This window comes from Actinacidiphila yanglinensis (assembly GCF_900107965.1).
GTDB lineage: Bacteria > Actinomycetota > Actinomycetes > Streptomycetales > Streptomycetaceae > Actinacidiphila > Actinacidiphila yanglinensis.
The window spans coordinates 494,991-511,539 of the sequence record NZ_FNVU01000006.1 but is presented as its reverse complement, the minus strand read 5'-3'; the positions used below and the strand labels follow the sequence as shown (position 1 = coordinate 511,539).

Annotated in this window: 16 protein-coding genes; 9 read left to right on the top strand and 7 right to left on the bottom strand. The window is 73.0% G+C overall.

Going from position 1 to position 16,549, the window contains the following annotated elements; genetic code table 11:
- Positions 1 to 87 precede the first annotated feature (87 nt).
- Both C4U44_RS17240 and der read left to right on the top strand, forming a co-directional pair.
- Positions 88 to 675 (top strand): lysophospholipid acyltransferase family protein, encoded by a 588-nt coding sequence (locus tag C4U44_RS17240; protein ID WP_103886754.1) that lies wholly within the window; start codon positions 88 to 90, stop codon positions 673 to 675.
- 108 nt (positions 676 to 783) lie between these two features.
- Positions 784 to 2,241, top strand: a complete 1,458-nt coding sequence (der, locus tag C4U44_RS17235) for a ribosome biogenesis GTPase Der (RefSeq protein ID WP_103886675.1) — start codon at positions 784 to 786, stop codon at positions 2,239 to 2,241.
- 36 nt (positions 2,242 to 2,277) lie between these two features.
- Here der and C4U44_RS17230 read toward each other — a convergent pair whose 3' ends face one another.
- Positions 2,278 to 2,646 carry a hypothetical protein gene (locus C4U44_RS17230; RefSeq protein WP_146088281.1) on the bottom strand — a complete coding sequence of 123 codons (369 nt, stop codon included), beginning with the start codon at positions 2,644 to 2,646 and terminating at the stop codon, positions 2,278 to 2,280.
- A 218-nt stretch (positions 2,647 to 2,864) separates the two neighbouring features.
- Positions 2,865 to 3,770 (bottom strand): hypothetical protein, encoded by a 906-nt coding sequence (locus tag C4U44_RS17225; protein ID WP_103886753.1) that lies wholly within the window; start codon positions 3,768 to 3,770, stop codon positions 2,865 to 2,867.
- Positions 3,771 to 4,557: 787 nt separating this feature from the next.
- Between C4U44_RS17225 and C4U44_RS43465 the strand changes: the two genes are divergently transcribed.
- Together C4U44_RS43465 and C4U44_RS17215 are read left to right on the top strand one after the other, a co-directional pair.
- Positions 4,558 to 4,989, top strand: coding sequence for a LysM peptidoglycan-binding domain-containing protein (locus C4U44_RS43465; protein WP_322973631.1), 432 nt, complete (start codon positions 4,558 to 4,560; stop codon positions 4,987 to 4,989).
- A 319-nt stretch (positions 4,990 to 5,308) separates the two neighbouring features.
- Positions 5,309 to 5,527, top strand: a complete 219-nt coding sequence (locus C4U44_RS17215) for an I78 family peptidase inhibitor (protein WP_103886672.1) — start codon at positions 5,309 to 5,311, stop codon at positions 5,525 to 5,527.
- Here C4U44_RS17215 and C4U44_RS17210 read toward each other — a convergent pair.
- Positions 5,484 to 6,671 carry a phosphatase PAP2 family protein gene (locus tag C4U44_RS17210; RefSeq protein WP_407642845.1) on the bottom strand — a complete coding sequence of 396 codons (1,188 nt, stop codon included), beginning with the start codon at positions 6,669 to 6,671 and terminating at the stop codon, positions 5,484 to 5,486. The two genes, C4U44_RS17215 and C4U44_RS17210, sit on opposite strands and share 44 nt — an antisense overlap.
- Before the next feature lie 592 nt (positions 6,672 to 7,263).
- Between C4U44_RS17210 and C4U44_RS17205 the strand changes: the two genes are divergently transcribed.
- Positions 7,264 to 8,952 (top strand): MFS transporter, encoded by a 1,689-nt coding sequence (locus tag C4U44_RS17205; RefSeq protein ID WP_103886671.1) that lies wholly within the window; start codon positions 7,264 to 7,266, stop codon positions 8,950 to 8,952.
- Positions 8,953 to 9,013: 61 nt separating this feature from the next.
- The gene (locus C4U44_RS17200) at positions 9,014 to 10,204 is read left to right on the top strand and encodes an acyl-CoA dehydrogenase family protein (protein WP_103886670.1); all 1,191 of its coding nucleotides are present in this window, start codon (positions 9,014 to 9,016) and stop codon (positions 10,202 to 10,204) included.
- 118 nt (positions 10,205 to 10,322) lie between these two features.
- Here C4U44_RS17200 and C4U44_RS43260 read toward each other — a convergent pair whose 3' ends face one another.
- On the bottom strand, positions 10,323 to 10,451 hold the full coding sequence (locus tag C4U44_RS43260) for a hypothetical protein (protein ID WP_265737331.1): 129 nt from the start codon (positions 10,449 to 10,451) through the stop codon (positions 10,323 to 10,325).
- 118 nt (positions 10,452 to 10,569) lie between these two features.
- A complete protein-coding gene (locus tag C4U44_RS17195) occupies positions 10,570 to 11,013 on the bottom strand; it encodes a cell division protein SepF (protein ID WP_103886669.1) in 444 nt (147 codons plus the stop codon).
- 392 nt (positions 11,014 to 11,405) lie between these two features.
- Here C4U44_RS17195 and C4U44_RS17190 point away from each other — a divergent pair, with 392 nt between their 5' ends.
- Together C4U44_RS17190 and C4U44_RS17185 are read left to right on the top strand one after the other, a co-directional pair.
- Positions 11,406 to 12,677, top strand: coding sequence for a DUF5685 family protein (locus C4U44_RS17190; protein ID WP_103886668.1), 1,272 nt, complete (start codon positions 11,406 to 11,408; stop codon positions 12,675 to 12,677).
- Between the two features lie 203 nt (positions 12,678 to 12,880).
- Entirely contained in the window at positions 12,881 to 13,837 is a 957-nt protein-coding gene (locus C4U44_RS17185; protein ID WP_103886667.1) for a helix-turn-helix transcriptional regulator, read from the top strand.
- Here the strand turns inward: C4U44_RS17185 and C4U44_RS17180 are convergent.
- Positions 13,834 to 14,298, bottom strand: coding sequence for a PPOX class F420-dependent oxidoreductase (locus C4U44_RS17180; RefSeq protein WP_103886666.1), 465 nt, complete (start codon positions 14,296 to 14,298; stop codon positions 13,834 to 13,836). The two genes, C4U44_RS17185 and C4U44_RS17180, sit on opposite strands and share 4 nt — an antisense overlap.
- Before the next feature lie 109 nt (positions 14,299 to 14,407).
- A complete protein-coding gene (locus C4U44_RS17175; RefSeq protein ID WP_103886665.1) occupies positions 14,408 to 14,944 on the bottom strand; it encodes an ArsR/SmtB family transcription factor in 537 nt (178 codons plus the stop codon).
- A gap of 87 nt (positions 14,945 to 15,031) precedes the next feature.
- On the opposite strand from C4U44_RS17175, the gene C4U44_RS17170 reads away from it, so the two are divergent.
- Positions 15,032 to 16,450 (top strand): MFS transporter, encoded by a 1,419-nt coding sequence (locus tag C4U44_RS17170; RefSeq protein WP_103886664.1) that lies wholly within the window; start codon positions 15,032 to 15,034, stop codon positions 16,448 to 16,450.
- Positions 16,451 to 16,549: the final 99 nt, after the last annotated feature.

Below are 16,549 nucleotides of genomic sequence, written 5' to 3'. Positions count from 1 at the left end.
CGGGCTTCGCACCGGACCCCGGCGCAGCCCTCCGCGCTGCCGAGCGAGCGCGGTGCCGCGGTGGGGCGGGGCATCGGCATCGGGCTGATGAACGGCCTGTGGCGGCCCCGGGTGCTCGGCGACTGGCGGCTGCCCAGCCACGGCCCGGTCATCCTCGCGGGCAACCACAGCCACAACGTCGACGGGCCGATGCTGATCGGCACCTGCCCGCGGCCGCTGCACTTCCTGGTGAAGAAGGAGGCGTTCGTCGGCCCGCTCGACCTGTTCCTGCGCTCCATCGGGCAGGTCAAGGTCGACCGCTCCGGCGCCGACCGCGGCGCGATCACCACGGCGCTGGGGGTGCTGGAGCGGGGCGGGGTGCTGGGCATCTTCCCCGAGGGCACCCGCGGCGACGGCGACTTCGCCCAGCTGCGGGCCGGCCTGGCCTACTTCGCGGTCCGCTCGGGCGCCCCGGTCGTCCCGGTCGCGGTCCTCGGCAGCGCCCGGCGCGGCCGGGTGGTCGGCGGGCTGCCACCGCTGCGGGCCCGGATCGACGTGGTCTACGGCGAACCGTTCGAGGCGGGCGACGGCAGCGGGCGGCGGACCCGCAGCGCGCTCGACGAGGCCACCGTGCGGATCCAGGCGCACCTGACCGCGCACCTCGCGGAGGCCAGGCGGGCCACCGGCCGGGGCTGACCGGCGCCGCGGCCGGTCCCCGGACCCGGCCCCCGGGCTGCGTGCCCCGCCCGGCCGTACCGGGAGCGCCCCCACGTACTTGTTCTTGCTGATCGACGGAGAGACCTCATGGACCAGGGATACGAACACGGCGATTCCGACGCCCTCGGAGACGCCGAATACGCCGAGTTCATGCAGCTCGCCGAGGAGGAGGGCTTCGACCCCGAAGAGGTCGCCGACGACCTCGCGGAGGCCGGGCACGGCCCCCTCCCGGTGCTCGCCGTGGTCGGCAGGCCCAATGTCGGCAAGTCGACACTGGTGAACCGGATCATCGGCCGCCGCGAGGCCGTCGTGGAGGACCGCCCCGGCGTCACCCGCGACCGGGTCACCTACGAGGCCAACTGGAACGGCCGGCGCTTCAAGCTGGTCGACACCGGCGGCTGGGAGCAGGACGTGCTCGGCATCGACGCGTCCGTGGCCGCCCAGGCCGAGTTCGCGATCGAGGCCGCCGACGCGGTGGTCTTCGTGGTCGACGCGACCGTGGGCGCCACCGACACCGACGAGGCGGTCGTGAAGCTGCTGCGCCGGGCCGGCAAGCCCGTGGTGCTGGCCGCCAACAAGGTCGACGGGCCCTCCGGCGAGGCCGACGCGTACGCGCTGTGGAACCTCGGCCTCGGCGAGCCCTACCCGATCTCCTCGCTGCACGGCCGCGGCACCGGCGACCTGCTGGACGCCATCATCGAGGCACTGCCCGAGGCCCCGGAGATGACCTTCGGCGAGGCCGTCGGCGGCCCGCGCCGGGTCGCGCTCATCGGCCGCCCCAACGTCGGCAAGTCGTCGCTGCTCAACAAGGTGGCGGGCAGCGACCGGGTGGTCGTCAACGAGGTCGCCGGCACCACCCGCGACCCGGTCGACGAGCTGATCCAGCTCGGCGGGGTGACCTGGAAGTTCATCGACACCGCCGGCATCAGGCGACGGGTCCACCTCACCGAGGGCGCCGACTACTACGCCTCGCTGCGCACCGCGGCCGCGCTGGAGAAGGCCGAGGTCGCGGTGATCCTGGTCGACGCGAGCGAGACGCTCACCGAGCAGGACACCCGGATCATCTCGATGGCCGTCGAGGCCGGCCGGGCCGTGGTCATCGCCTACAACAAGTGGGACCTGATGGAGGAGGAGCGCCGCTACTACCTGGAACGGGAGATCGAGCGCGACCTCGTCCAGGTGCAGTGGGCGCCCCGGGTCAACGTCTCGGCGCGGACCGGCCGGCACATGGAGAGGCTGGTCCCGGCGATCGAGTCCGCGCTGGCCGGCTGGGAGACCCGGGTGCCGACCGGGCGGCTGAACGCCTTCCTCGGCGAGCTGGTCTCGGCGCACCCGCACCCGATCCGGGGCGGCAAGCAGCCGCGGATCCTGTTCGGCACGCAGGCGGGCACCCGGCCGCCGCGCTTCGTGCTCTTCGCCTCGGGCTTCCTGGAGGCGGGCTACCGCCGGTTCATCGAGCGCCGGCTGCGCGAGGAGTTCGGCTTCGAGGGGACGCCGATCCAGGTGTCGGTCCGGGTCCGCGAGAAGCGCGGCCGCAAGAAGTAAGCCGCAGTACCCCCCCGCGCGCCCGGCGTGCGGGGGCTACCGCATGCGGTTGTCGCCGCGGCCCGGGGGGAGCGCCGCCGGGCCGTCGCCGTTCGCACCGCCGCGCCGGCCGGTTCCGGGCCGCCCGCCTTGGCCGCCCTGCGGGCCGCCGGCGCCGTTGCCCATGCCGCCCTGCCCGTTGCCCATGCCGTTCGGCCCGTCGGCCGGATCGCTCCGGTGCCGCCCGCCCGGCGCGAACGGCGGGTATTCCGTGTGCCAGGCCGCGAACCCCTTGAACTGAAGCGATTCCTCGCCGCTGCGGTCACCCGGAAGGGTGCGGAAGAGCCTTCGGTACTCGGAGTACAGCGCGTCGTAGATCGGCGTGTTCGTCGCACCGCCCCCGGTCGCGTCCTGCGCGGTGCGCATGGCCGGGATGTAGCGCTGGTAAGGGGCTGGGGAGGGGGCGTCGAAGCTGTACACGTAACTGCCAACGACGCGACGCCGGGCGGGATGCGGGCCGCACGACGGAATTGCCCATCTTTGACCAGGTCACAGGGGTACCGAAGGCGGATGGGCGTGCGAGGGGCGCGCACGTGATGCCGTGCGCGCCCCTCGGTCGGCGGATCGGTCGGACGATCCGACGATCAGGTTCCGGACAGCGGCATGGAGGCCGCCACGAGCTGGCCGCGCGAGCACGCCCGGGCCAGCGCGTCCCGCATCAGGTCCTCGCGCGGCTGGCGGCCGATCGAACCGGCCGGACCGGCGTACACGTAGACCTCGTTGCCGCGCTGGACCGCGGCCCGCCAGCCGTCGCTGACCTGGAGCGGCTGGTGGGCCTGCCACCAGGCCGCGGCCGGCCCGCCGCCCGCGCCCGGCTGGAGCACCGCGTGCAGCTTGCCCATCGCCAGCAGGACCGACCAGCCCGGCAGCGGCGACGGCGGCGCCTCCAGGTCCAGCTGGGGCACGAAGCCCTGCTCGATCAGGAGCGGCAGGAAGTCGTCACCGCCGCCGGTGGAGCCGACCCGGGCGACCGGCCCGGTCGGCTCGACCACGAGCGCGGGCCGCAGCTGCTCCTCCACGATGATCAGACCGCAGGTGATGCCCAGCACTGCCTGACGGGGTGCGGCGTGGAGGCCGGGCGTGGCCGCGGGGGCGCCGATGCCGGGCCCGACGCTCCCGGGCGCCGCAGAGCCGCCCGCCGGCTGCCCCGACAGCCCGGTCGACCCCGGCGGCATCCCGCCCGCGGGCACGGGGGCCGGGCCCGGCTGGCCGGCCAGCGGGGCGCCGCCGGAGATGCTGGCGACCGCCCCCTGCAACTGGGCCTCGGACACCGGCACCACCTGCGAGGGGATGCAGGCGGCGTGCGCGAAGGCCAGGACGGCGGTCTCGTCGCCCACGAACAGGACGGTGCTGGTCGGCTCCTGCCCGCTGTCGCCGGGCGTGCGGCAGGACGTGCAGTCGTACGTGCCGGGCGAGCTCTCGCCGGTGAGAAGCCGCTCGGTCTCCTCGTCGCCGATCTCGGCTCGTACCTCGTCACTCACGTCGAGCATGGGCGCCACGGGAGTCTCCTTGGAAGTGCGGTGCTGCGGTCAGGAATGCGGGCCGAAGGCTCCGGCCGCCGAGCGGAGGCCCGGCGCACTGTGACAACGGACCGCCCGCGCAGGGGGTCACGGTTTCCGGGGTACGCGTTGCGCCGCGCGGGTGGGCCGTCCGGGTGGGGTAGGGGCCGCGCCGTGCCGTGCCGCCGGAAATACCGGGTGCAGCCGTGCCTAGCGTGGCCCGATGATCGAACTGTCGAACTTGTCGGACTCACCTGATGTGTCAGCCCCGCCAACCGCGCCAGCTCAGTCAGTCCAGCCCGTCCGGTCGGCCCCGCCGGCCCCACCCTCCCTGCCAGGCGGGCCGGCCCTGCCGGCCCCTCCGGCTTCGCAGGACAGACCCGCCCAGCCCGTCCCGTCCCCGCCGCGTATGCGTGGCCCCCGTGGCGCCGCCGCGGCCGCCGTGCTCGGTGCGTGCGCGCTGATCCCGCTGGCGGCCCAGCCCGCCGCGGCGGCGCCCGCCGCCCACCGGTCGGTCCCGACCCCCGGCCGCGCGTGGTCCGCCGCGTCCTCGGCGCTGACCTTTCCCGTCGGTGGGGCTTCGCCGGCGACACCGGCCGTGGCCGCGCCCCAGGAGGTACCCGCGGCGGGTCCGGCCGCGGCTGCGGCTCCGGCCGTAGCACCGGCAGGAGGACCGGCCGCAGCTCCGGCGGTAGGACCGGCCGCAGTTCCGGCCGGGGCGGCACCGGCCGCGGCTGAACCAGCGGCGGCTGCACCGGCCGTGGCCCCCGTCCCGCGCGTGACGTCCTTCACCCGGCAGCGTTCCGTCTGGGACGACCTGGCCATGTGCGAGAGCAGCGGCGACTGGCACATCGACAGCGGCAACGGCTTCTACGGCGGCCTCCAGTTCTTCCAGCCCACGTGGGAGTCGTTCGGCGGCCTGAAGTACGCGCGCCGCGCCGACCTGGCCACCCCGCAGCACCAGATCGACATCGCGGAGGCGGTGCTCCGGGTCCAGGGCTGGGACGCCTGGCCGGTCTGCTCGCGCCGCGCCGGCAGGAGCGGCTTCAAGCACCTCGTGCACACCGTGCACCCCGGCGAGACGCTGGCGAGCACCGCGCGCGACTACGGCGTGGACGGAGGCTGGCAACGGCTGTACGAGCTCAACAAGGCGCTCGTCGGCTCCGATCCGAACGTGCTGCTGCCAGGAGCCGTCCTCACGGTGAACTGACCGCCAACCGCCTGCCAACCGACCGCCAACAGTCCGTCAATTCAGCGCACAACGAACGGAATCGGACTCGGATCGGAGCGGAAAACGACCGGCGGGTGACCGCGGGACGGGCCCGGCCGAGCGCTCCACGCGTACGGGGCCGACGGGATTCCGTCGGCCCCGTACCCACGACCGGCCGCGGACCGTGGTCGCTCGCCCTTAAGGTGTCGGTGTCCGGTAAACCACTGGAAATGACGGTTTTTTGTGCAGGGACTGTGCGGAACTTGTGCGTGCCGGTCATCGGGCGGCGCGGTGCTATTCCGCCGAATAGCGTGGTGTCATGGCACCGCTACCGAACCCGCCCGGCCGCAATCCGAACGACGACCTCGACGCCTATGTCGGCCTGGCCGCCGCGGAGGCGGAAGCCCGGGCCCGTGAGCGCGGCTGGACCACGGTCCGCAGCCTGCCGCCCGGGACGGTGGTGACGATGGAGTTCGTCCTCGGGCGGCTCAACTTCATCGTGGACGAGGGCCGTGTGCAGCGCTGCTGGCTTGGCTGAGCGGCGGCACCGGACGCGCCGTCTGGCGGTCCACCGGACGCCGCCGGGCGCCGACGGCCCCGGGCGGTGTGCGGTCCCCGCGGACGGTGGGCGGACGGTTCGACGGGTGTCCGCCGCCCGGGGAGGTCGGGGAGCCGCCTGCCGGGGTCGCGGCAGCAGGTGAGCCGATGGCCGGGTTCGCGACCGCGGTGGCGGCGACGGTCGCACCCGAGGGTGTCTTGACGCCGGGTGCGCCAGTGCTGGTGGAGAGGCCGCCGGAGGAGGCGAGGGCCCCGGGCGGTGCCGGGACGGTGCTCGGCCCGCCGACCTGCGCGGCGGAACCCACCGGCTCGCGGTCCGGCTCGCCGTCCCCGCTGTGTTGCCCGGACGGTGTGGGAGGGGCGGGGACCGTCGCACCGGCGGCCGCGGGACGTGCGCGCCGCGACCGGACCCGCAGCCAGCCGTCGGTGATCCAGTCCTCGGCCCTGGCCATGAACGGCTCGAACCACGGCAGCGCCAGCAGGATCAGCAGCCCTGCCGCCCAGCCGAGCAGCACGTCGCTCACCCAGTGCGTACCGAGGTAGACGGTGGTCGCGCCCACTCCGAGCGCCAGCAGCGCGCTGGCGATCGAGCCCCAGCGGCGGGCGCGCGGAGTCGTGGCGAGATAGGCCAGTACGCCCCAGGTCACCACCGCATTGGCGGTATGCCCGGAAGGAAATATATCTCCGCCTGCGAACATCTCCGCGGAGCCGACGGTCGTCGCGTAATGCGGACCGAGCCGGCCGAGACCGTATTTCACGGCCCCCACGGTGATGTTGAGCAGCAGCAACGAGGTGCCGAGTACCAGCAGGGGGTGCAGGGTGCGGTGGCGCCACGCCCGCCAGCCCAGCCACGCCAGCACCATCACGGCCGTGGGGCCGCGCTGGCCGAGGACCACGAAATAGTCCAGGAACGCGTGGATTTGTGGCCATTGCTTGTACGGGCGCCACAGCATGACCTGCCAGTCGAGCGTCACCAGCTTCGACGTGGTGACCACGCCGACGACGATTGCGACGTAGGCGACCACGGTGAGGCCGAACAGCCACACGCGTGTTCGGCTCATCCGCGGCAGGCCACGGCTCACCGGTCGCTCCGCCGCGCGGTCGGGCCTGTTATCGGTACGCACTGAATCGACGTTACAGCGTGTGATGGCATGCAACCGTCGTACAGCCGGATTTGTAATGACGATGTGATGTGGAGTGCGTCTCACCACCCCTTTGGCGGACGGTGATTGAGGTGAATAGCAGGAGACCGTGAAGTTTATGTTCGGGTGTTGATACTCACATCGCCATCTTCTTATTCGACGCTTATTTCCCTCGAATTTATTCAGGGTTTCCCGCGCGCTCGCCGCGGCGGCGCCGGGCGGGCGCGGGCCGTGGCGGGCCCGGGCGGGCCTTGGCGCGGCGGGTGGGCCCGAAAGGTCCGCGCCGTGGGGCGGCGGGGGATCGGCCCGGGGTGTCGCCGGAACGGCACTTGGAACGGGGCCGGGTCGGCGAAAGCACGGCGGCCGGTGAATGGCACGTCGATCGGGGCGGAGCAGGCCCGTTCGGCGTGCTCGGCCCGATCGGGTGACGGCACCTGGCGTCCTGTAGCCCGTCCGAGTGAGCCATCAGCCTACCGGCCGAGCGGCCGGGCCCGCGGCCGGGCACTGCGGGGTCACGTACGCTGGCGATTCACCTGCGATTCACCCGCCCGGAAGCAGCCGTGGAGGTACGCCTATGACGCGGCCGGTCAGCCGCTGGACCATCCTCGTCGTGCTGTGCGCGAGCCTGTTCATCGTCGCGCTCGACGCCACGGTGCTGCACGTGGCCGTGCCCGCGCTCACCGAGGATCTGCGGCCCGGCTCGCAGGACCTGCTGTGGATCGTCGACGCGTACCCGCTGATCGCGGCGTCGCTGCTGATCCTCTTCGGCACGCTCGGGGACCGGATCGGCCGCCGCCGGGTGCTGCTGATGGGCTACGCCCTCTTCGGTGCCGCCTCGGCCATGGCGGCCTTCGCACCCACACCGCACGTCCTGATCGCCGCCCGGGCGCTGCTCGGCGCCGGCGGTGCGATGATCATGCCCGCCACGCTGTCGATCCTGCGGCAGGTCTTCCCCGACCGGCGCGAGCGGGCGACGGCGATCGGCGTGTGGAGCGCGGTCGCGGCCGTCGGCGCGGCCATCGGGCCGGTACTCGGCGGGTTCCTCGTCGAGCACTTCTGGTGGGGCTCGGTCTTCCTGGTCAACATCCCGCTGATGGCGGTGATGCTGCCGCTCGGCCGGCTGCTGCTGCCCGAGTCCCGCGGCTCGCACGACGGCCCCTGGGACCTGGCGGGAGCGGCGGCCGCCGCGGTGGGCATCCTGGGTGCGGTCTTCGGCGTCAAACGCTTCGGCGCCGGCGCGTCCCCCATCGACCCCTCGGTCTTCGTGCCGCTGCTGCTGGGGCTGGCCCTGCTGGTGTTCTTCGTCCGGCGCCAACGGCGCCTCGCGCACCCGCTGATCGACGTGCGGATGTTCGCGCAGGCGGCGTTCTCCACCTCGGTGGGCTGCATCGTGCTCGCCATGCTGGCGCTGGTCGGGCTCGAACTCATCGCGGTGCAGTACCTGCAGCTCGTGCTCGGGCTGAGCCCGCTGGACACCGGGCTGCGCCTGCTGCCGCTCACCTTCGCCGCGATCGCCGCCGGTCTGGCGGGGTCGCGCGCCCTGGCCCGCTTCGGCCCGCGCCGGATGGTCGGCGGCGGCTTCCTGCTCACCGCGCTCGCGGTGCTCTCCCTGACCGCGATGGGCGAGAACGACCGCCCCATGCTGCTCACCACCGTCTTCGTGGCCCTCGGCTTCGGCCTGGAGGCCACCTTGTTCGGGGCGTACGAGTCGATGCTCAGCCACGCCCCCGCCCACCGCGCGGGCGGCGCGGCCGCGGTGGGGGAGACCGCGTACCAACTCGGCGCCGGGCTGGGTATCGCGCTGCTCGGCAGCGTGATGAACGCCACCTACGCGCCGCACGCCCGCGGGGTCGACGCCGCGGACACCACCGCGGCCGGCCAGTCGCTGGGCGGTGCCTACGACGTGGCGAACCGGATCGGCGGCACCCCCGGCGCGGCGCTGCGGCATGCCGCGCGTCACTCGTTCGTGCACGGCCTGCACATGACGCTCCTGGTCAGCGCGGTGCTGCTGCTGTCGGGCGCATGCGCGGCCCGGCGGTTGCCGCGGGTGATGGAGTGCGGCGCGGGGGAGGAGCGCGTGCCGAGTGCCGAGCCCGCCGGGGCGTCGGGCCCGGGGGCGAACGCCGGTGCGGAACTCCCGTGGCCGGTGCGCCGCAGGCCGGACGGGGTGCACGGTGTCCGCCCGGGTGCCGCGAACCGCGGAGCTGTCGCCCCCACCTCCGCCCGCCCCGGCGCCGTACGCTCTGGACGGGCGCGGGACTGAGCCGTAACGTCGGCGCCGAGCGCGATTACCACTGCTAGTTTTACGGGCCGGAGGTCCACCCATGTCCGCATCGTCCAGGGCGCCCTTCGACCCCTACGACCCGCTGGGTCTGGACGACCTGCTCACCCCCGAGGACCGGGCGGTGCGCGACACCGTCCGCGGCTGGGCCGCGCAACGGGTGCTGCCCCACGTGGCCGGCTGGTACGAGCGCGGCGAGCTGCCCGAGATCCGTGAACTCGCCCGCGAACTCGGCGGCATCGGCGCCCTCGGCATGCAACTGACCGGCTACGGCTGCGCGGGCGCGAGCGCCGTGCAGTACGGCCTGGCCTGCGTGGAGTTGGAGGCCGCCGACTCCGGCATCCGTTCCCTGGTGTCGGTGCAGGGCTCGCTGGCGATGTACGCCATCCACCGCTTCGGCTCCGCGGAGCAGAAGGAACGCTGGCTGCCGTCCATGGCCGCGGGCGAGGTGATCGGCTGCTTCGGCCTGACCGAGCCGGACCACGGCTCCGACCCGGCCGGCATGCGCACCCGCGCGGTACGGGACGGCTCGGACTGGTTGCTCGACGGCCGCAAGATGTGGATCACGAATGGATCGGTCGCGGGAGTGGCCGTGGTGTGGGCGGCGACCGACGAGGGGGTGCGTGGCTTCGTGGTGCCCACCGACACCCCGGGCTTCTCCGCCCCGGAGATCCGGCACAAGTGGAGTCTGCGCGCCTCGGTCACCAGCGAACTGGTGCTGGACGGCGTACGGCTGCCGGCGGACGCGGTACTGCCCGAGGTCACCGGCCTGCGCGGCCCGCTGAGCTGCCTCAACCACGCGCGCTACGGCATCGTGTGGGGCGCGATGGGTGCGGCCCGGGCCTGCTTCGAGGCGGCCCTGGAGTACGCCCGCGGGCGCGAGCAGTTCGGCCGGCCGATCGGCGCCTTCCAGCTCACCCAGGCGAAACTGGCCGACATGGCGGTCGAACTCCACAAGGGCATCCTGCTCGCCCACCACCTCGGGCGGCGGATGGACGCGGGCACGCTGCGCCCGGAACAGGTCAGCTTCGGCAAGCTCAACAACGTGCGCGAGGCGATCGAGATCTGCCGCACCGCGCGCACCGTCCTGGGCGCCAACGGCATCTCGCTGGAGTATCCGGTGATGCGGCACGCGACCAACCTGGAGTCGGTGCTCACCTACGAGGGCACCGTGGAGATGCACCAGCTCGTCCTGGGCAAGGCACTCACCGGGTTCGACGCCTTCCGCGGGTGAGGCGCCGGCGGTCCTCCGGCTCAGCGCTCCGACCTGCGCCCCGGTGTCCATAAGGGCTCGCGGCCTGACGTGCGGAGGGGGCGTGGACGCTCGACGGGCCGTTCGGGGTTCGCGTCCCTCACAGCATCCACCTCAGGACGCTCGGCGTGCCCCAGTCCGCCAGGAACCACAGCGCGGCCACCGCGGCCGTCGCCGCGGCGAACTGGGCGACGGTCGCCCACCGGCCGTTCCCGTTCCCGTTGCTCATCACGTGCCCCCGTTCGGTGTCGTCGCAGCCGGGCCGAACGGTGCGACCGACGATGACGGCCGGCCCGCAGGTCGAAGCGCGTTCGAGAGGAGGGCCCGCAGGTCGGTCCGCGTCATCGTCAGTTCTGGTTGAAGAAGCCGTCTCCGGTGCGGCGGGCGTCGGCGTTCATCACGGAGTAGTCGGCCGGGGTCAGCAGGAACACCCGGGTGGCCACCCGCTCGATGGAGCCGCGCAGGCCGAAGGTCAACCCGGCGGCGAAGTCCACCACGCGCTTGGCGTCGGAGGACTCCATCGCGGTCAGGTTGATGATGACCGGGACGCCGTCTCGGAACAGCTCACCGATACCGCGCGCGTCGCGGAACCCGTCGGGCGTCACCGTGGCGATCCGCCGGCCCTCCTCCTCGGCCGACTCGGTGGCAACTCTCACCCGCGGGTCGGTCACCCACGTGTCGGCGCGCTCCGGGCCCTCGCCGTAGTCGGCGTACTCCTCGTCGTAGTAACCCTCGCCGCCGTTGTCGTCGACGAGGCCAAGCCAGGCACTCGCCCGTCGAACCGAACCCATGGACGCCTCCTCTCTCGCACGCGGTCTGTACCGTCCGCTTAGTCCTATCGTCATCCATGATGAGGGTGATGCGCCAAGGGGATAGGCGCCATGCAGGCGACTTGTGACGGTACTGGCACACACGATAGTGGCGCACCGTCAAGCAAGGGCAGGCATTGGACAGCTGACGATGCGATGGGAACGTCCTCCACGATCGAGTGATTCCAGGGGCCGTACGGCCCTACGGTCACGGCGTGCCACACCGATAACATGACCGCCGATCGGCTTGTCGAACCTGACCGACGATCAAAGTGCAGGTGGCGCAGGTCACAAGACCGTCCGAGCCGGAGGGCAGGGCGGCCGCCGCGCCGACTTGGTCTCGCCACCTGAGAGTCCAACGGGGGAGTGGAAGCATGTTCGGGATCATTCGGCCCTGCAGGCACCGGATGTCGGAGGGGATGGCGGCCTCCTGGCTGGCCCACCTGTGCGGGCTGTGCCTCGCCCTGCGGGACGGGCACGGGCAGTTCGCCCGCATCGCCACCAATTACGACGGTCTGATCATCTCGGTGCTGGTCGAAGCGCAGTCGGCGCCCACCCCCGAGCTGCGGCGCACCGCGGGTCCCTGCCCGCTGCGCGGCATGCGTACCGCGCCCGTCGCGAAGGGCGAGGGCGCCCGGTTGGCCGCGGCGGTCTCGCTGGTCCTCGCCTCCGCGAAGGTGCGCGACCATGTCGACGACGGGGACGGCGCGTTCGGCCGCCGCCCCGTCGCCCTCGCCGCCCGCAAGGTCGCCCGACGCTGGGACCGGGCCGGCGCGCAGACCGGTGGCGACCTCGGCTTCGACACCGCGGTGCTGGTCGACGCCGTCGGCAGGCAGGGCGACGTCGAAGCCACGGCCGGCCCCGGCAGTTGCGTGCTGTCGGTGACCGAACCGACCGAGACCGCCACTGCCGCGGCCTTCGCCCACACCGCGGTCCTCGCCGGCCGGCCGGACAACACCGCCCCGCTCCAGGAGGCAGGGCGGCTGTTCGGCCGGCTCGCCCACCTGCTCGACGCCGTCGAGGACCTGGCCGAGGACGCCCGGACCGGCGCCTGGAACCCGCTCACCGCGACCGGCACCGACCTCGCCGAGGCCCGGCGGCTGTGCGACGACGCGCGCCACGGCATCCGCCTCGCCCTGCGGGAGGTCGACTTCGCGGACACCGCCTCGGCCCGCCTCGCCCACACCCTGCTCGTCCACGAACTGGAACGCTCCGTCGACCGGGCATTCGGCACCAGCACCTGCTCGCACGGTCCCGCCGGGCAGAACAGCAACCCCTACCAGGGCAATCCCTACACCGGCAGCCCTTACGCGCCCGGCGCACCCGACCAGCAGCCCTACCCGCCCGGGCAGCCCGGCGGCCCGGGCGGCCCCGGCGGCTTCCCGCCGCCACCCGAACCACCGCGCCGCCGCGGCCTGCTGGCCGGGTGCCTCGTCTACGCCGGTCTGTGCTGCACGTGCCAACTCTGCTGCACCGACCACGATGACGCCTGGACCGGCCAGCGACGCGAGTCCTGGTGCGGAAGTTGCGGTGACTGCGGCGACTGCGGTGGCTGCTCGGACTGCTGCAACTGCTGTCAGTGCTGCGGGAACTGCGACTGCGGGGACTGCGGGTGTGATGGTTGCGACTGCGGTTGTGACTGCTGAACGGGCGCCCGGTGGTGCGCACCCGAGACCGGTCCTCGCCCCTTCCGTCTGTCGCGCGGTCCCGGACCCCGCCGTCGAGCCGTACGTGGCCACCACCCACTCACTGCCCGGCGCCGCCCGGCGCCGTCAGGCTCTTCCTCCTCCCCTCTCCGAGATCACCTCGCGGTCAACTCCTGTCCTGATGCGCTGGCAGACTGAACACCATGCTGGAAACGTCGGCCCGACTTCTGCGCCTGCTCTCCCTCCTCCAGTCGCGCCGTGACTGGACGGGCCCGGAACTGGCCGAGCGACTCGACGTCACCGCCCGCACGGTCCGGCGGGACGTCGAGCGTTTGCGCGCCCTCGGCTATCCCGTCCACGCCACCCCCGGAACCGCCGGCGGCTACCGGCTGGGTGCCGGGGCCGCCCTACCGCCGCTGCTGCTCGACGACGAGGAGGCCGTCGCAGTGGCGCTCTGCCTGCGGACCGGTGCGGTCGGCGGCGTCGAGGGCATCGAGGAGACCTCGGCGCGCGCGCTGACCAAACTGGAGCAGGTCCTTCCCTCGCGGCTGCGGCACCGGGTGCAGGCGATGCAGGCGGTCACGGTGCGCCCGATGCCCGCCACGGTGACGGTCGGCCAGGAGCTGCTGACCGTGATCGGCGCCGCCTGCCGGGACCAGGAACGGCTGCGCTTCGACTACCTCGACCACGGTGGCACCAGCACCCGCCGCACCGTCGAGCCGTACCGGCTGGTCCATCACGGCCGCCGCTGGTACCTGCTCGCGTTCGACACCGATCGGGACGACTGGCGGACCTTCCGGGTGGACCGGATCGATCCGAAGACGCCCACCGGACCCCGCTTCACCCCGCGCGCACTCCCGGAGGACCCCGCCTCCTACGTCGCCCAGGGCGTCACCTCCCGCGCCTACCGCTTCCAGTCCAGGGTGGTCCTGCACGCTTCCGCGGAGGTCGTGGCCGGGCTGGCCTGGTCCGGATTCGGAATGCTCACCGCGCTGGGACCCGACACGTGTGAACTGACCACCGGATTCCAGTCGTTGGACTCCCTCGCGATGTTCCTCGGCATGACCGGGGTGGAGTTCGAGGTCAAGGAGCCGCCCGAACTGGTCGCCGCTCTCGCGGCGGTGTCCGGTCGGCTGGCCCGGGCGGCGGGCACCGCCTAGTCCAGGGCTCCACTGGTGCTGCCCTGAGTGCTGCCCCAGCCGTAGGCACGCTCGGCGCGCAGGCGTATGACCAGCCTCCCGTCGGACACCATCGCCACGCGGTACTCCTCCCAGTCCGGGTGCTCGCCGGCGATCGACCGGTAGACCTCGACCAACTCGTCGACCGTGGCGTCGTGCGGATCGGCGGCCACCGGGCTCAGCTCGGCGTCACCCTCGGCGACCAGATAGGCCCCGAGGTCGGGTGTCGTGACGTAGAAGCTCGCCCGCGAGTCGCGGCGGAGGTTGTGGACCTTGGCCCGGCTCTCGGTGGCGGAGATGCGGATGTAGCGGGTGGACTCGTCGTAGTGGAACGTCACGTTGGACAGCTGTGGCCTGCCGTCCTTCTTGATCGTGACGAGCGCGCCGTTCCGCTGGTCCTTGAGCAGGTCCAGCAGCGGGCTGGTCGCGGGGGCCTGGTGCATGATCACTCCTGAGGGGATTCGCTGACGGATGCCGATGATTACTGCCTGTGTCTGTGAGAACGCAGCGTGTCCGGCCGTTGTTCCGGATCGAATGTCGGATCGCACGGATTCACTCGTCCGAGTGGTCGCCGGGCCGCGGGTCCGGCTCCACCAGGGGAAACGCCATCACCGTCGCGCCGATGCCGACCGTACCCGCGGCGTGCGGAGCCTGCGCGGCGTCGTGCAACTCGTCGAACAGCGCGGCCAGTCGCCGCCGGAAACCGTCCCACGCCTCCGGGGAGACCCACAGTTCCAGGTCGGACGTGACGCCCTCCGCGTCCGGCGCCCGCCGGCCCGCGCGGTCCCGCAGATTGTGGGCCAGGGCCTCGGCGAGCAGCGGCGCCGCCTCGTGTTTCTGGTCGGACAGGGGAGAGGCGTGCACCGCGCGGTAGCGCCGCTCCCTGCCACCGCGGTTGGTCCGCACCTCGGCGAGTTCGACCAGTCCGGCGGCGTCCAGCCTGCGCAGGTGCTGGCTGGCCAGCGCGTGCGAGATGCCGAGCTCGCGGGCGAGTTCGGCGGCCGACAACGGGACGTTCCAGACCAGGGAGACCATCCGCAGCCGCAGCGGGTGGGCCAGCGCGCGAAGAAGGGGGTCGGTCGCGGTCATGGGCCCATTACACCGTGCCCACGCGGACGGCGCTGACGCCTCGTAGGGCATTGTCCTGCTCGACTCCCAATGATTAGATTGGGAGTCATGACGGTACGGAAGGTCCTGAAGGACCGCGCGGCGACCACGTACCTCGGCGGGGTCCTGGTCTCCGGGTTCGGCGACTCGGCGATGACCCTGGTCGCGGGGATCTGGGTGAAGACGCTCACGGGTTCCGACAGCCTCGCTGCCGCGGTGACCTTCTGCGTGTGGGCGCCCACCCTGGTCGGCCCGGTACTCGGCACCGTCGCCGACCGGGTGCGGCGACGCGTCCTGCTCATCCGCATCAACGTGCTCCTCGCCACCCTGCTCCCGGTGCTTCTCGCGGTGCGGGCGGGTCGGGACGTCTGGCTGGTCTTCGCGGTGTTCACCGTGATCGGCGCCGCCTCCGTCCTCTCGGACGCGGCCGAGGCCGGCATCGTCACCTCCGCCGTACCGCCCGACCTGCGGGGCGACTTCAACGGCCTGCGGATGACGGTCAACGAGGCGATGAAGCTCCTCGCCCCGCTCGCCGGTGCCGGGCTCTTCCTCCGCTTCGGCGGCGGCGCGGTCGCCCTGCTCGATGCCGCGACGTTCCTGCTCGCGGCGGTCGCCTTCGCCGCGCTGCGGGTCCGGGAGCAGGCTCCCGCCCCGGTCGCCGGCCACTGGCGGGAGCAGACCGCCGAGGGGGTGCGGAGCCTGAGGAGCGATCCGCTGCTGTTGCGCCTGGTGGCGGCGGGTGCTGTCGCCATGTTCCTGTCCGGGATCAGCAGCGCGGCCATCTACGCGATGACGGACTCGGGACTGCACCGCCCGCCGGCGTTCGTCGCCGTCCTCTACGCGGTGCAGGGGAGCGGATCGATCGTCGCGGGTGTGGTCTCCGGCGCGGTCATGCGCCGCCTGCAGGAACGCGCCTTCGCCGCCCTCGGCCTGATGCTGTTCACGGCGGGTGCCGCCCTGCGGGCCGTACCGTCCCTGCCGGTCTGCCTCGCGGGCACCCTGGCCATCGGGATCGGACTGCCCTGGGTGATCGTCGCCGCCTTCACCGCTGTCCAGCAGCGAACCGACCCCGCGCTGGTCGGGCGGGTGGCCGCGGCCGCGGGCACGGTGGTCTTCGCCCCCACGGCGGTCGCCGCGGCCGTCGGCGCCGGGATGGTCGCCCTCGTCGACTTCCGGGTGCAACTCACGGCGGTCGGTGTCTTCGGCTGGCTCGCCGCCTGGCTCCTGCTGCTGCGCCGTCCCCGAACGGAAACGGGGCAACGGGACGCCGCTCTCCCGCTCGGGACCGACTGCAAGGCTGAGGTCGGGGCTGCTTTCGAAACGGCTGCCGGATCCGGTTCCGGCATCGACTCCGGTGCCGACCCGCTGTCCGCCTCCGTCCTCCCGCCCGTTCCGCGCCGCACCGCCGGTGGGTCCCGGGGGGAAGAGGGTGGGGCGTGGGCCACGCGGATACGGGCGGCGGTGCGGGTCCGTCCGCGAGGACGCTGACGGGTTGACGTGGTCCTGCCTCCCACCCTCGCGGGCGTGGCGGCGTCGGATCTCCGGCCGCGCGCCCTGGCGGCGGGACCGTAGATCGCGAGACTGCTG

Bases quoted from the DNA above. Each gene is read 5' to 3' on its own strand.
- C4U44_RS17240 (WP_103886754.1), top strand. From the start codon at position 88: ATGAACGGCCTGTGGCGGCCCCGGGTGCTCGGCGACTGGCGGCTGCCC.
- der (WP_103886675.1), top strand. From the start codon at position 784: ATGGACCAGGGATACGAACACGGCGATTCCGACGCCCTCGGAGACGCC.
- C4U44_RS17230 (WP_146088281.1), bottom strand. From the start codon at position 2,646: ATGCGCACCGCGCAGGACGCGACCGGGGGCGGTGCGACGAACACGCCG.
- C4U44_RS17225 (WP_103886753.1), bottom strand. From the start codon at position 3,770: ATGCTCGACGTGAGTGACGAGGTACGAGCCGAGATCGGCGACGAGGAG.
- C4U44_RS17215 (WP_103886672.1), top strand. From the start codon at position 5,309: ATGGCACCGCTACCGAACCCGCCCGGCCGCAATCCGAACGACGACCTC.
- C4U44_RS17205 (WP_103886671.1), top strand. From the start codon at position 7,264: ATGACGCGGCCGGTCAGCCGCTGGACCATCCTCGTCGTGCTGTGCGCG.
- C4U44_RS17200 (WP_103886670.1), top strand. From the start codon at position 9,014: ATGTCCGCATCGTCCAGGGCGCCCTTCGACCCCTACGACCCGCTGGGT.
- C4U44_RS43260 (WP_265737331.1), bottom strand. From the start codon at position 10,451: ATGAGCAACGGGAACGGGAACGGCCGGTGGGCGACCGTCGCCCAGTTC.
- C4U44_RS17195 (WP_103886669.1), bottom strand. From the start codon at position 11,013: ATGGGTTCGGTTCGACGGGCGAGTGCCTGGCTTGGCCTCGTCGACGAC.
- C4U44_RS17190 (WP_103886668.1), top strand. From the start codon at position 11,406: ATGTTCGGGATCATTCGGCCCTGCAGGCACCGGATGTCGGAGGGGATG.
- C4U44_RS17185 (WP_103886667.1), top strand. From the start codon at position 12,881: ATGCTGGAAACGTCGGCCCGACTTCTGCGCCTGCTCTCCCTCCTCCAG.
- C4U44_RS17180 (WP_103886666.1), bottom strand. From the start codon at position 14,298: ATGCACCAGGCCCCCGCGACCAGCCCGCTGCTGGACCTGCTCAAGGAC.
- C4U44_RS17175 (WP_103886665.1), bottom strand. From the start codon at position 14,944: ATGACCGCGACCGACCCCCTTCTTCGCGCGCTGGCCCACCCGCTGCGG.
- C4U44_RS17170 (WP_103886664.1), top strand. From the start codon at position 15,032: ATGACGGTACGGAAGGTCCTGAAGGACCGCGCGGCGACCACGTACCTC.